Here is a 12,592-nt window from a genome sequence, read left to right as displayed (position 1 = left end):
AAATATGACACCAGAAAAAATCGCTCGTATTAATGAGCTTGCGAAAAAGAAAAAAACAGAAGGCTTGACTGCAGAAGAAAAAGTAGAACAAGCTAAACTTCGTGAGGAATATATCGAAGGCTATCGTCGTTCTGTTCGTCATCACATTGAAGGAATCAAAATCGTTGATGAAGATGGAAATGATGTGACTCCTGAAAAACTTCGTCAGGTACAACGTGAAAAAGGTTTGCATGGTCGTAGTCTTGACGATCCAAATTCATAAGTTGAATAAATTAAATACTCGGTTAGCCTATGCTAATCGAGTATTTGTTTTAAAAAAAGGAACCAAGAGAGGTTCCTTTAGTATTAGATTTTAGTTACTAGCCCCAGAAGTAGCATCAGCATCTCCGTGGCCACCATCACCATGTCCTCCAGCGTCAGATGCCCCAGAAGTAGCATCGGCATCTCCGTGACCTCCAGCAGGAGCAAACGGACCGCTTCCTCCTACCAAGCGTTGACCTGTTTCTTTCAAGTACCAGTCAAGCCATGGTTGGAAGTTAAAGACAATTTCATTGATACCAGCATATGAACCATCAGGATAGTACATTGCTTGGTAGTTGTGAGTATTGATAACACCAGCAGGTGAACCTGGAACAATGGTACGTACGTATTCTTGGTTACCGTTTCTAAGAGTTCCAATAACCCACTCAACGTTTTTCATACGTGCAGGTGGAAGTGATCCATGAACTGTTGACATACGGCTACCAGATTGAGGTGGTACACGTTTTGCAAACATTGTATCAGGATCTTGATGAGCATTGTTGTAGTAGAGGAATTGGTTGTTATCATCAGCGTATGTCAATTCAAAAGGCATAGCTTTCAAGAACATATCAATTTGGTCAACAGTCAAGATACCATGGTCAAGTTTAACATATGTATCACCTGAAACAGCACCTGTGATTTCTGCAACTTTTTCTACCCATTCTGGATCATCAGGATCAACTTCTGTAATAGTTGTAGCGATTGGTTTTCCACAATCCAAGTCTTCTGGTTCAATTGGTTTTGGTTTTTTCAATTTAGAAACGACTCCCAACGTATTTGACAAAGTTATCTAAACAAGTTTCAAGGAATTTAACAGTTCCTTCGTTGATAATATTTCCGTTAGCATCAAAAGCTTCTTTAGCTTTTCCAAGAAGGAATTCATTACCTGGTAATGTGTAGGCATTCACCCCTGGTGCGTCAAGGATTTTACGAAGGTGAACTTGAGCACGAGAAGTTCCTTGGTCGTAGTAAGAAGCCCCCACGATCATCACTGGTTTGTTTTCAAATGGATGGACTTCATATGAAAGCCATTCAAGAACTGACTTGAGTGAAGCAGAAATTGTATGGTTGTGCTCAGGAGTAGCAATAATCACACCATCAGCACGAGTAATTTTATTGTAAAGAAGGCGCAATTGGAAACTTTCGTCCCATTTTTCGTCTTGGTTAAACATTGGAACTTCATCGATTTCAAGAACTTCTAATTCAAATTTCAGTTTGAAATTACGACGGATGAATTCCAAGAGTTTGCGGTTATATGATTGGTCGTAGTTTGATCCAACAAGTCCAACAAATTTCATTCTTTCGATCTCCTATCTTACAAATTTTCCCAGTCAAATTCTTCTGCATCTTTACGAAGAAGTTCTTGTGCATTACGCAATTTTTCTGTAATCTTGACAAAGATACGGAAGTCATCAAAGATGGCATCCAATTTCTTGATAACATCAAGATCTACCAAGTCACCATTCTTATCGAATGCTTGAAGAGAATGAGAGAGCAAGAACTCATCTGGGAGAACATTTGCTTTAATTTCAGGCGCATTTAGGATTTGACGGAGTTGCAATTGAGCACGTGAAGAACCGAGTGTACCGTATGAAGCACCTGTGATCATCACTGGTTTGTTAAGAAGTGGAAATACTCCATAAGAAATCCAAGCAAGAGCGCTCATAAGAACAGCAGGAATTGAGTGATCATATTCAGGAGTGCCGATAATTACACCATCAGCTGCTTCGATTTTTGCAACAATTTCTAAGGCTTCTGCAGGAATAAGTTTATCTGCAGGTTTGTTGAAGACTGGTAGGTCTTTAATTTCTACCAATTCGATTTCTGCTTTATCAGCAAAGTGTTTTTGCATATATTGAAGCAGTTGGCGGTTTGTGGAACGTTTAGAGTTAGTTCCTACAATAGCAATAAGTTTTAGCATGAGCTTTCCTTTCTCTTTTTGCATTATTTATTAATTATCTTTGGATACCGGATGAACAAGCGATATGTCCATCTTTATCAATAAGGATGGCTTCGATTCCATCGATATTTTCGATTTGCCACATGATAGAAGCGCTGCGCTCACCAAACAATCGTGTGGTCCATATCTCACCATCAACTGAGCGGTCAGATATAATCGTTAAACTAGCTAAATCCGTTTCAATAGGATAGCCAGTTTCACTATCGAAAATGTGATGATAATCCTTTCCATCGATTTCAAGATGCCGTTCATAAATTCCAGATGTAACAACTGACTTTCCAGTAATAGACAAGGTCATCAGGTGATTACCGCGTGGGTGATTAGGGTCTTGAATACCGATTTGCCACGGTCGATTATCTTTTGATTGGTTGTTTCCAATTGTGAGGATGTTTCCTCCTAGATTGATAAGAGCAGAAGTGACGCCATTTTCTTTTAAGAAAGTAGCAACCTTATCTGCGCTATACCCCTTTGCTAAGCAACCTAAGTCAATTTTCATCCCTTTTTTTTCTAAAAAAACAGTAGAATCAATTGAATCAAGCTTGATAAAACGGGGATCTATCAATGGTAAAACCGAAGAAATTTCTTCAGGACTAGCAACTTTTGCATCGGAAAAACCAATACGCCAGGTTTGTACCAAGGGACCAATGCTGATATTGAGATGACTTCCAGGAGCTAGACTGTGTTCTAATCCTAAAGAAATCAGTTCAAACAAATCAGGATGGACCTTAACTGGGGCAATTCCCGCCTGATAGTTAATTTCCATCAATTCTGATTCGGTGCTATTCGCATTAAATCGAAATTCAAGTTCCTTGAGCAAATCAAAAGCTTGACGGAGAAGATTATCCGCTTGTTCATGTACCAAGGAAATAGTAATCGTAGTTCCCATTAACCGTTCAGATAATGAACTGAGAGGCAAAAAATCAACTCCCTTCAAATCAATTGGAAATAGTTGTAAATCCAGATATGAAAGTAATCTGAAGATTTATATTTCATTTCCATATAAATAGAATATCATAAAGTCAGCGTTTTCACAAATTATTTTTTACAAAAAGTCAAGAAATATGCTTGAATAAATAAAAAATGTGCAAAAAACTTTGAAAAGATTGAAAATAAATTGATATATATTTCAAAAAAATTTCAAAAAAACAGTAAACTAGTCAAAAAACTTGTAAACGCTCACAGATAATGATATACTAGAAAGGTAAATAAAAAATTAAAGGTAGGAATTATCTTATGAGTAAAATCGTAGTCGTGGGTGCTAACCACGCTGGAACTGCTTGTATCAACACTATGTTGGACAATTTTGGAAGTGAAAATGAAATCGTTGTCTTTGACCAAAACTCAAACATTTCATTCCTAGGATGTGGAATGGCTCTTTGGATTGGTGAGCAAATCGATGGTCCAGAAGGTCTCTTCTACTCAGATAAAGAAAAATTGGAAGCAAAAGGTGCTAAAGTTTATATGAACTCACCAGTTCTTTCAATTGACTATGATAATAAAGTTGTAACTGCTGAAGTTGATGGAAAAGAACACAAAGAATCATACGAAAAATTGATCTTTGCGACTGGTTCAACTCCAATTTTACCACCAATCGAAGGTGTTGAAATTGTTAAAGGGAACCGCGAATTCAAAGCAACTCTTGAAAATGTACAATTCGTTAAATTGTACCAAAACGCAGAAGAAGTGATCAATAAACTTGCTGACAAGAGCAAACACCTTGAGCGTATCGCTGTTGTCGGTGGTGGATACATCGGTGTTGAGCTTGCTGAAGCATTCGAACGTCTTGGAAAAGAAGTTGTCCTTGTTGACATCGTAGACACAGTCTTGAACGGTTACTACGACAAAGACTTCACTCAATTGATGGCTAAGAACTTGGAAGACCACAACATCCGTTTGGCACTTGGACAAACTGTTAAAGCTATCGAAGGTGACGGTAAAGTTGAACGTTTGATCACTGACAAAGAAACTTTCGATGTTGACATGGTTGTTCTTGCAGTTGGTTTCCGTCCTAACACAGCTCTTGCTGATGGCAAGATTGAACTTTTCCGCAACGGTGCCTTCCTTGTAGACAAGAAACAAGAAACATCACTTCCAGGAGTATTCGCTGTGGGTGACTGTGCGACTGTTTATGACAATGCTCGTAAAGACACTAGCTACATCGCTCTTGCATCAAATGCTGTACGTACTGGTATCGTAGGTGCTTACAATGCTTGTGGACATGAACTTGAAGGAATCGGTGTTCAAGGATCAAACGGTATCTCTATCTATGGTCTTCACATGGTTTCAACTGGTTTGACTCTTGAAAAAGCTAAAGCAGCAGGATACAATGCTGTTGAAACAGGCTTCAACGATCTTCAAAAACCAGAATTTATGAAACATGACAACTATGAAGTAGCAATCAAGATTGTCTATGATAAAGACAGCCGTGAAATCCTTGGTGCTCAAATGGTATCTCGTGATTCAGCAATCAGCATGGGAATTCACATGTTCTCATTGGCTATCCAAGAACATGTTACAATTGAAAAATTGGCATTGACAGACCTATTCTTCTTGCCACACTTCAACAAACCATACAATTACATCACAATGGCTGCACTTACAGCTGAAAAATAATGATTTGTAAAACGGAAGATTTGCTTCTTCCGTTTTTATCATCAAAAAATAGTAACTTCAAATTCGAAGTTACTATTTTTGTTGTCTATGTGTTAGGAACTTTCTTCATTCACAAAGGTGAAGCCTTCTCCTAGAATTTCGTGAGCTTCAGTGATGGTAATAAAGGCTCTAGGATCGATCGTATGAATCAGTTCTTTCATCTTAATCATTTCATTTCTTGCTACGATACAGTAGATAATTTTTAAATCTTTTTGACTGTAGTAACCTTGCCCTGATATGAAAGTGACACCTCGACCTAACTCTTCATTGATTTTATCTGCCACTTCCATAGGCTTTTGAGTGATAATCATAAAACCTTTGCCCGCATATCCGCCTTCACCAATCAAGTCAATAACTCTTGAGACGATGAAGTCAAATAGAAGTGTATAAGTAACGAGACGAAGGTCTTGGAAGATAATTAAAATGAGCATTAAGATGAGGAAGTCTAGTGCAAAGAGTAATTTCCCCACGGAGATATTGGTATACTTGTTCAGAATTCGAGCGACGATATCTGTTCCACCAGTGGTACCACCAGCATTGAAGATAACGCCTAGACCAAGTCCCAAAAGAACACCCGCAACCAAGGCAACGATAACCAAATCTCCTTCAAGATTAAAGTGGAGAGGAATTTTTTCAAAGATTGCTAGCCAAATGGATAAGGAAATAGTACCCAGCAGGCTGCTGTATAGGGTCTTTGCACCAAATATTTTCCAGGCTAAAATGAATAATGGGATATTGATGATGAGGTTCATCACGGAGATAGGGATGTTAAAGAGATAATAGGTAATCAAGGTGATTCCCGTTGCTCCACCCTCGAATAAGTGGTGGGGCACAACAAAGTATGTGAGTCCGAAGGCATAAATGGCAGCTCCGAATATAATGGTTAAAATAGATTTGATATGCCGTAGCATTGAACGCACCTCCCATTTTTAATTGAGTCTATAGCAGTAACAGCCCCCAGTATACATGACTTATTTGATTTTCATGGACTGAATTTTTTCAGGGTCGGGTGTAACACGGAGTGTCTTTTGCCCAGTATAGGTGACAAAACCAGGTTTTCCACCAGTTGGTTTGTTGAGTTTTTTAACTTCAATCATATCCACCTGAACGAGGTTGGAGAGACGTCCCTTAGAGAAGTAGGCTGCAAGTTCTGCAGCGTCTGTTTTAACCTCATCAGTAGGATTGAGATTGCCTGAGATAACAACATGACTTCCAGGAATATCCTTAGCGTGGAACCAGAGCTCTTCTTTACGGGCCATTTTAAAGGTCAATTCCTCGTTTTGTAGGTTATTGCGCCCCACATAGATGATCGTTTTTCCATCACTAGCTAGATACTGCTCAGGTTTCTGTCGTTTCTGGATTTTTTCCCTTTGTCTTCTGCGGATAAATCCTGTTTGGATTAATTCTTCACGAATTTCAGCAATCTCATCGAGTCCGGCTTGATTGAGTACTGTTTCGACACTTTCTAGATAGAGAATGGTTGCCTTGGTTTCTTCAATCAGGTCAGTCAAGTATTTAACAGCTTCTTTTAATTTCTGATAGCGTTTGAAGTAGCGTTGAGCATTTTGGTTTGGAGTTAAAGCCTTATCAAGTGCAATCGTGATAGGCTGGTTGGTGTAGTAGTTTTCTAAAATGACCTGATCTTGGTCATTGGGAACTTGATGAAGGAAAGTGGTTAGTAACTCACCTTTTTGACGAAATTCTTCAGCATTTTCGGTAGCCTGCAGTTCTTTTTCTTGCTTTTTCAGTTTTTGACGATTCTTTTGTAGTTCGTTTTCGACGCGACGTATGAGTTCGCTAGCCTGTTGTTTCACACGGTCACGTTCGGCTTTATCCTTATAATAGATATCAAGTAATTGTGAAAGACTGTCAAAATTTTCCGCTGTTTTACTAGAAAAAGGCACACAAGAAAAGGATTTATCTGTTAGGCAAGGGTTGGTTTCTTGTCCAAAGAAGTTCCGGAAAGTGGCTAGTTTATCACTAACTAGTTGTCTTTCTAGCTCGATTGCTGTATCACGGCCTAGACCTTGAAAAATATTTTGAAGGTTTTTAGCAGTTAAGTCTTGAGTTTGTAGAACCTCAAACAATTTTTCATCCTTGACCGTGAAAGGATTGAGAGCCTCCGTACTTGGTGGAGCGATATAGGTAGCACCAGGTAATAGGGTACGGTAGCTATTTTGAGAGAAACCTATATGCTTGATAACTTCAAGGATTTTGTGACTAAACTTATCTACAAGTAGAATATTGCTGTGTTTTCCCATAATCTCGATGATGAGTGTAGCCTGGATATGATCCCCAATCTCGTTTTTATTGGAAACCGTGATTTCAACGATACGGTCGCTTTCGATTTGCTCGATTGACTCAATAACTGCTCCTTGAAGGTACTTTCTTAATACCATAATAAAAGTAGATGGCTGAGCAGGATTTTCAAAGATTGCCTCTGTTAACTGAATGCGTCCAAAAACTGGATGCGCAGAAAGGAGCAAACGATGACTTTTACGATTGCTACGGATTTGCAGGACCAATTCTTGGTCAAAGGGTTGATTAATCTTTTGGATGCGACCATTTAGTAGTTCGGTTCGCAATTCCTCAACCATGTGGTGTAAAAAAAATCCATCAAATGACATGGTTCTCTCCTCGTGAATGTATTCCATAGTATTATATCAAAAAGGTAGAATAAAATCATAGAAATGTGATATAATAAAGCCAAGTAAAGAGAATCGAGAAGCACATGTATATTGAAATGGTAGATGAAACTGGACAAGTTTCAAAAGAAATTTTAGAACAAACACAGGAAATTTTAGAATTTGCTGCAAAAAAAATTGGAAAAGAAGACAAGGAAATGGCGGTCACATTTGTGACCAACGAACGAAGCCATGAACTCAATCTAGAGTTTCGTGATACCGATCGTCCAACAGATGTCATCAGTCTTGAATATAAGCCGGAGTTAGAGATTGCCTTTGATGAGGAAGATCTGGAAAATGATCCCGACTTGGCAGATATGATGTCAGAATTTGATGCTTATATCGGTGAGCTTTTCATTTCCATTGATAAGGCTCATGAGCAAGCTGAGGAGTACGGTCATAGTTTTGAGCGTGAGATGGGCTTCTTGGCAGTGCACGGCTTTTTACACATTAACGGCTATGATCACTACACTCCCGAGGAAGAAGCGGAGATGTTCGGTTTACAAGAAGAAATTTTGACAGCCTATGGACTCACAAGACAATAAACGAAAATGGAAAAATCGTGACCTAATATCCAGTTTAGAATTTGCCATTACAGGGATTTTTACTGCGATTAAGGAAGAACGTAATATGAGAAAGCATGCAGTGACGGCTCTAATAGTTGTCCTTGCAGGTTTTGTTTTTCAGGTGTCACGAATCGAATGGTTATTTCTGCTTTTGAGCATTTTCATGGTAATAGCTTTTGAGATTATTAATTCAGCTATTGAAAATGTAGTAGATTTGGCAAGTCACTATCACTTTTCTATGTTGGCAAAAAAAGCTAAAGACATGGCGGCTGGTGCCGTGCTTGTGGTCTCACTTTTTGCCGCTTTGACAGGTGCACTCATCTTTCTCCCACGGATTTGGGATTTATTATTTTAAACAGTAAGAGGAAATTATGACATTTAAATCAGGCTTTGTAGCCATTTTAGGACGTCCCAATGTTGGGAAGTCAACTTTTTTAAATCACGTTATGGGGCAAAAGATTGCTATTATGAGTGATAAGGCGCAGACAACTCGCAATAAAATCATGGGGATCTACACCACTGATAAGGAGCAAATCGTTTTTATCGATACACCAGGCATTCACAAGCCTAAAACAGCACTCGGAGATTTCATGGTAGAGTCTGCCTATAGCACCCTTCGTGAAGTGGACACCGTAATTTTCATGGTGCCAGCAGATGAGGCGCGTGGTAAGGGCGACGATATGATTATCGAACGACTCAAGGCTGCTAAGGTTCCTGTAATTTTGGTGGTCAATAAAATTGACAAGGTTCATCCAGACCAGCTCTTGGCTCAAATCGATGATTTTCGCAATCAGATGGACTTTAAGGAAATTGTTCCTATTTCAGCTCTTCAGGGAAATAACGTTTCTCGTCTAATCGATATTCTCAGTGAAAATCTTGAAGAAGGTTTCCAATATTTCCCAGCCGATCAAATCACAGACCATCCAGAGCGTTTCTTGGTTTCTGAGATGATTCGTGAAAAAGTCTTACACTTAACTCGTGAAGAAATTCCACACTCAGTTGCAGTAGTGGTGGACTCTATGAAACGAGACGAGGATACAGACAAGGTTCATATCCGAGCAACTATCATGGTTGAACGTGATAGCCAAAAAGGGATTGTCATCGGTAAAGGTGGTGCCATGCTCAAGAAAATTGGGACTATGGCCCGTCGTGATATTGAGCTCATGCTAGGAGACAAGGTCTTCCTAGAAACTTGGGTCAAGGTTAAGAAAAACTGGCGAGATAAGAAGCTAGATTTGGCTGACTTTGGCTATAACGAAAAAGAATATTAAGAAGAGGTGGGCAGTAGCCTGCTTCTTGTTTTTAGATAAGGAGGAGTTATGCCTGAATTACCTGAAGTCGAAACGGTTCGACAAGGTCTTGAAAAACTGATTCTAGGGAAGAAGATTGCTAGTCTTGATATTCGTTATCCTAAGATGATTAAGACAGATTTGGATCAGTTTCAGAAAGAATTGCCTGGTCAACTTGTTAAATCAATGGGACGTCGTGGAAAATATTTACTTTTCTACCTGACAAACAATGTCTTGATTTCGCATCTGCGAATGGAAGGCAAGTATTTTTATTACCCAGACCAAATCCCTGAACGTAAGCATGCCCATGTTTTGATTCATTTTGAAGATGGTGGCACGCTTGTTTATGAGGATGTCCGCAAGTTTGGGACTATGGAATTGCTTGCTCCTGAACTCTTAGATGCTTACTTTGTATCTAAAAAGCTTGGACCAGAACCTACTGAACAGGATTTTGACTTAGAGATTTTTAGAGGTTTCTTGAAGAAATCTAAAAAACCAATCAAATCGCATCTTCTCGACCAGACTTTGGTTGCTGGATTGGGGAATATCTACGTGGATGAAGTTCTCTGGAGAGCGAAAGTTCATCCAGCTAGTCCTTCTCAGAGTTTGACAAGAGCTGAAGCGACAGCTATTCATGAACAGACTATTGAAGTATTGGGGCAGGCTGTTGAAAAAGGTGGTTCAACCATTCGCACTTATACCAATGCTTTTGGCGAGGATGGGACCATGCAGGACTTTCATCAGGTCTATGATAAGACTGGAGAGGCATGTTCTCGCTGTGGATCCATCATCGAAAAAATTCAACTCGGTGGTCGTGGAACCCATTTTTGTCCAAAATGTCAAAGGAGAAAGTGATGGGAAAAATAATCGGTATCACTGGTGGTATTGCGTCAGGTAAGTCCACTGTCACAAATTTTCTAAGACAAAAAGGGTTTGAAGTGGTAGATGCGGATGCTCTTGTTCACCAACTTCAAAAACCTGGTGGTCGCCTTTATCAGATTTTAGTAGCGCATTTCGGTGAAAAAGTCCTTCTAGAAGATGGGGAACTGAATCGCCCCTTGCTTGCTAGCCTTATTTTTTCAAAGCCAGAAGAGCAGGAATGGTCTAAACAGACTCAAGGACAAATCATCCGTGAAGAATTGGGCTCTTTGAGAGACAAGTTAGCTCAGACTGAGGACATATTTTTCATGGATATTCCATTGCTTTTTGAACAGGACTATGCTTCATGGTTCGATGAAACTTGGCTAGTTTATGTAAATCGTGATGTTCAATTGGAGCGATTAATGAACCGTGATCAGTTATCCCAAGAGTCAGCTAAAACTCGTTTAGCTTCACAGTGGCTCTTAGAAGAAAAGAAGAAATTTGCTACTTATATATTGGACAATAATGGCAGTCGAGAGCAGCTTTTGAGTCAAGTAGTGACCTTACTTGAAGGAGGCGATGTCCATGCAAGAGATTAGTTGGAAGGATAATCTTCGTATTGCTTGGTTTGGTTGCTTTTTAACGGGAGCCAGCATTTCTCTTGTTGTCCCTTTCATGCCTATTTTTGTGGAACAGTTAGGAATTAAAGGGGATCAAGTTGCTTTTTATTCAGGTTTATCTATATCAGTCTCAGCCATTTCTGCAGCCTTTGTATCACCAATTTGGGGAATATTGGCAGACAAGTATGGTCGAAAACCTATGATGATACGAGCAGGTCTAGCCATGACCATCACTATGGGTGGTCTGGCCTTTGTTCCAAATGTTTTCTGGCTCTTGTTCTTACGGTTTCTTAATGGAGTTTTTACAGGATTTGTACCTAATGCGACAGCTTTAATTGCAAGTCAAGTTCCCAAAGATAGGTCGGGATACGCTCTAGGGACTTTATCAACTGGTGTTGTCGCTGGAACTTTGACTGGTCCGTTTGTAGGCGGTTTCATTGCCGAAATTTTTGGAATTCGAAATGTCTTTTTATTGGTTGGTAGTTTCCTGTTCTTGGCAGCTATCTTAACCATTCTTTTTATCAAAGAAAACTTTCAGCCAGTGCCAAAAGAAAAAGCACTGCCTACAAAAGAGCTCTTTACTTCTGTTAAATACCCTTTTCTCCTGATAAATCTATTTCTAACTAGCTTTGTGATTCAATTTGCTGCCCAATCTATTGGTCCCATCCTTGCCCTCTATGTACGAGATCTGGGACAGAAAGAGAATCTTCTCTTTGTCTCTGGTTTGATTGTATCCAGCATGGGATTTTCAAGTATGATGAGCGCAGGTATCATGGGTAAATTAGGTGATAAAGTTGGCAATCATCGACTACTTGTCGTAGCTCAGGTATATTCAGTTTTCATATATCTATTATGTGCAAATGCGACTAGCCCATTCCAATTAGGCTTCTATCGTTTTCTATTTGGTCTGGGGACGGGAGCTCTGATACCTGGTGTCAATGCTCTTCTAAGCAAAATAACCCCTAAAGTTGGCATTTCAAGGGTATTTGCCTTTAATCAAGTCTTTTTTTATCTAGGAGGAGTGATAGGTCCCTTAGCAGGATCAGCAGTAGCGGGACAATTTGGCTATCACTCAGTATTTTATGCAACAGCTCTTTGTGTAGCTCTCAGTTGTTTATTTAACCTTATCCAATTTAAAACATTATTAAAAGTGAAGGAAATCTAGTGCGAGTAAAAATCAATCTCAAATGCTCCTCTTGTGGCAGCATCAATTATCTAACCAGTAAAAACTCCAAAACCCATCCAGACAAGATTGAGGTCTTAAAGTATTGCCCAAAAGAAAGAAAAGTGACTCTACATCTTGAATCTAAGTAGAAATTATGGTAGAATAATAGGGATTTTAAGGAGTTTGATATGTATAACCTATTATTAACCATTCTATTAGTATTATCTGTTGTGATTGTGATTGCAATTTTCATGCAACCAACTAAAAACCAATCTAGCAATGTATTTGATGCCAGTGCAGGTGATTTGTTTGAACGTAGCAAAGCGCGCGGTTTTGAAGCTGTGATGCAACGTTTGACAGGAATTTTAGTCTTTTTCTGGCTAGCCATTGCCTTAGCATTGACGGTATTATCAAGTAGATAAGAAAATAATGGGCGGGACTAGTTCTTTGCCTATTTTTATTTTTATACTCTTCAAAAATCTCTTCAAACCACGT

Annotated in this window: 14 protein-coding genes and 1 pseudogene; 10 read left to right on the top strand and 5 right to left on the bottom strand. The window is 39.2% G+C overall.

Features of this window, described 5'->3' with window-relative positions; translation table 11 throughout:
• Window positions 1–4: 4 nt before the first annotated feature.
• The gene (locus HMPREF2619_RS04750) at window positions 5–262 is read left to right on the top strand and encodes a DUF896 family protein (RefSeq protein ID WP_000187071.1); all 258 of its coding nucleotides are present in this window, start codon (window positions 5–7) and stop codon (window positions 260–262) included.
• A gap of 90 nt (window positions 263–352) precedes the next feature.
• Here the strand turns inward: HMPREF2619_RS04750 and HMPREF2619_RS04745 are convergent.
• The 3 genes and pseudogenes from HMPREF2619_RS04745 to HMPREF2619_RS04735 form a co-directional block, all read right to left on the bottom strand.
• Window positions 353–1,598 (bottom strand): annotated as a pseudogene (locus tag HMPREF2619_RS04745) (NAD(P)H-dependent oxidoreductase).
• A 17-nt stretch (window positions 1,599–1,615) separates the two neighbouring features.
• Window positions 1,616–2,221, bottom strand: coding sequence for an NADPH-dependent FMN reductase (locus HMPREF2619_RS04740; RefSeq protein WP_000915942.1), 606 nt, complete (start codon window positions 2,219–2,221; stop codon window positions 1,616–1,618).
• 34 nt (window positions 2,222–2,255) lie between these two features.
• Entirely contained in the window at window positions 2,256–3,176 is a 921-nt protein-coding gene (locus tag HMPREF2619_RS04735; RefSeq protein ID WP_070459488.1) for an FAD:protein FMN transferase, read from the bottom strand.
• A gap of 317 nt (window positions 3,177–3,493) precedes the next feature.
• Between HMPREF2619_RS04735 and nox the strand changes: the two genes are divergently transcribed.
• Window positions 3,494–4,873: a H2O-forming NADH oxidase gene (nox, locus tag HMPREF2619_RS04730; RefSeq protein WP_070459485.1), complete on the top strand. Its 1,380-nt coding sequence runs from the start codon at window positions 3,494–3,496 to the stop codon at window positions 4,871–4,873.
• A gap of 92 nt (window positions 4,874–4,965) precedes the next feature.
• Here the strand turns inward: nox and HMPREF2619_RS04725 are convergent, their stop codons facing one another.
• Entirely contained in the window at window positions 4,966–5,823 is an 858-nt protein-coding gene (locus tag HMPREF2619_RS04725; protein WP_070459482.1) for a YitT family protein, read from the bottom strand.
• Window positions 5,824–5,883: 60 nt separating this feature from the next.
• Entirely contained in the window at window positions 5,884–7,539 is a 1,656-nt protein-coding gene (locus HMPREF2619_RS04720) for an Rqc2 family fibronectin-binding protein (RefSeq protein WP_070459479.1), read from the bottom strand.
• A 104-nt stretch (window positions 7,540–7,643) separates the two neighbouring features.
• Between HMPREF2619_RS04720 and ybeY the strand changes: the two genes are divergently transcribed.
• From ybeY to secG, 8 genes are read left to right on the top strand one after another with little or no spacing between them, the layout of a single operon-like run.
• On the top strand, window positions 7,644–8,141 hold the full coding sequence (gene ybeY, locus HMPREF2619_RS04715; protein ID WP_000275150.1) for an rRNA maturation RNase YbeY: 498 nt from the start codon (window positions 7,644–7,646) through the stop codon (window positions 8,139–8,141).
• Window positions 8,122–8,517: a diacylglycerol kinase family protein gene (locus HMPREF2619_RS04710; protein ID WP_070459475.1), complete on the top strand. Its 396-nt coding sequence runs from the start codon at window positions 8,122–8,124 to the stop codon at window positions 8,515–8,517. The genes ybeY and HMPREF2619_RS04710 overlap by 20 nt, the downstream gene beginning before the upstream one ends.
• A gap of 16 nt (window positions 8,518–8,533) precedes the next feature.
• Complete coding sequence (era, locus tag HMPREF2619_RS04705; protein ID WP_070459472.1) at window positions 8,534–9,433, top strand: GTPase Era; 900 nt, start codon at window positions 8,534–8,536, stop codon at window positions 9,431–9,433.
• A 48-nt stretch (window positions 9,434–9,481) separates the two neighbouring features.
• Entirely contained in the window at window positions 9,482–10,306 is an 825-nt protein-coding gene (gene mutM / locus HMPREF2619_RS04700) for a DNA-formamidopyrimidine glycosylase (protein ID WP_070459469.1), read from the top strand.
• Complete coding sequence (gene coaE, locus HMPREF2619_RS04695; RefSeq protein WP_070459466.1) at window positions 10,306–10,911, top strand: dephospho-CoA kinase; 606 nt, start codon at window positions 10,306–10,308, stop codon at window positions 10,909–10,911. The genes mutM and coaE overlap by 1 nt, the downstream gene beginning before the upstream one ends.
• Window positions 10,898–12,097 carry a multidrug efflux MFS transporter PmrA gene (locus HMPREF2619_RS04690; RefSeq protein WP_070459464.1) on the top strand — a complete coding sequence of 400 codons (1,200 nt, stop codon included), beginning with the start codon at window positions 10,898–10,900 and terminating at the stop codon, window positions 12,095–12,097. The genes coaE and HMPREF2619_RS04690 overlap by 14 nt, the downstream gene beginning before the upstream one ends.
• Complete coding sequence (gene rpmG, locus HMPREF2619_RS04685) at window positions 12,097–12,246, top strand: 50S ribosomal protein L33 (protein WP_001809104.1); 150 nt, start codon at window positions 12,097–12,099, stop codon at window positions 12,244–12,246. The genes HMPREF2619_RS04690 and rpmG overlap by 1 nt, the downstream gene beginning before the upstream one ends.
• A gap of 39 nt (window positions 12,247–12,285) precedes the next feature.
• A complete protein-coding gene (secG, locus tag HMPREF2619_RS04680; RefSeq protein ID WP_000282514.1) occupies window positions 12,286–12,519 on the top strand; it encodes a preprotein translocase subunit SecG in 234 nt (77 codons plus the stop codon).
• Window positions 12,520–12,592: the final 73 nt, after the last annotated feature.

The organism is Streptococcus sp. HMSC074B11, from assembly GCF_001808705.1.
Lineage (GTDB): Bacteria > Bacillota > Bacilli > Lactobacillales > Streptococcaceae > Streptococcus.
The sequence above is the reverse complement of the archived record's forward strand: the minus strand, read 5'-3'. Positions and strand labels throughout refer to the sequence as shown.

What these genes read in the sequence shown, in the direction of transcription:
- mutM (WP_070459469.1), top strand. Translation starts at nt 9,482, where the DNA reads ATGCCTGAATTACCTGAAGTCGAAACGGTTCGACAAGGTCTTGAAAAA.
- HMPREF2619_RS04720 (WP_070459479.1), bottom strand. Translation starts at nt 7,539, where the DNA reads ATGTCATTTGATGGATTTTTTTTACACCACATGGTTGAGGAATTGCGA.
- HMPREF2619_RS04740 (WP_000915942.1), bottom strand. Translation starts at nt 2,221, where the DNA reads ATGCTAAAACTTATTGCTATTGTAGGAACTAACTCTAAACGTTCCACA.
- secG (WP_000282514.1), top strand. Translation starts at nt 12,286, where the DNA reads ATGTATAACCTATTATTAACCATTCTATTAGTATTATCTGTTGTGATT.
- HMPREF2619_RS04690 (WP_070459464.1), top strand. Translation starts at nt 10,898, where the DNA reads ATGCAAGAGATTAGTTGGAAGGATAATCTTCGTATTGCTTGGTTTGGT.
- HMPREF2619_RS04710 (WP_070459475.1), top strand. Translation starts at nt 8,122, where the DNA reads ATGGACTCACAAGACAATAAACGAAAATGGAAAAATCGTGACCTAATA.
- ybeY (WP_000275150.1), top strand. Translation starts at nt 7,644, where the DNA reads ATGTATATTGAAATGGTAGATGAAACTGGACAAGTTTCAAAAGAAATT.
- nox (WP_070459485.1), top strand. Translation starts at nt 3,494, where the DNA reads ATGAGTAAAATCGTAGTCGTGGGTGCTAACCACGCTGGAACTGCTTGT.
- HMPREF2619_RS04725 (WP_070459482.1), bottom strand. Translation starts at nt 5,823, where the DNA reads ATGCTACGGCATATCAAATCTATTTTAACCATTATATTCGGAGCTGCC.
- HMPREF2619_RS04750 (WP_000187071.1), top strand. Translation starts at nt 5, where the DNA reads ATGACACCAGAAAAAATCGCTCGTATTAATGAGCTTGCGAAAAAGAAA.
- era (WP_070459472.1), top strand. Translation starts at nt 8,534, where the DNA reads ATGACATTTAAATCAGGCTTTGTAGCCATTTTAGGACGTCCCAATGTT.
- coaE (WP_070459466.1), top strand. Translation starts at nt 10,306, where the DNA reads ATGGGAAAAATAATCGGTATCACTGGTGGTATTGCGTCAGGTAAGTCC.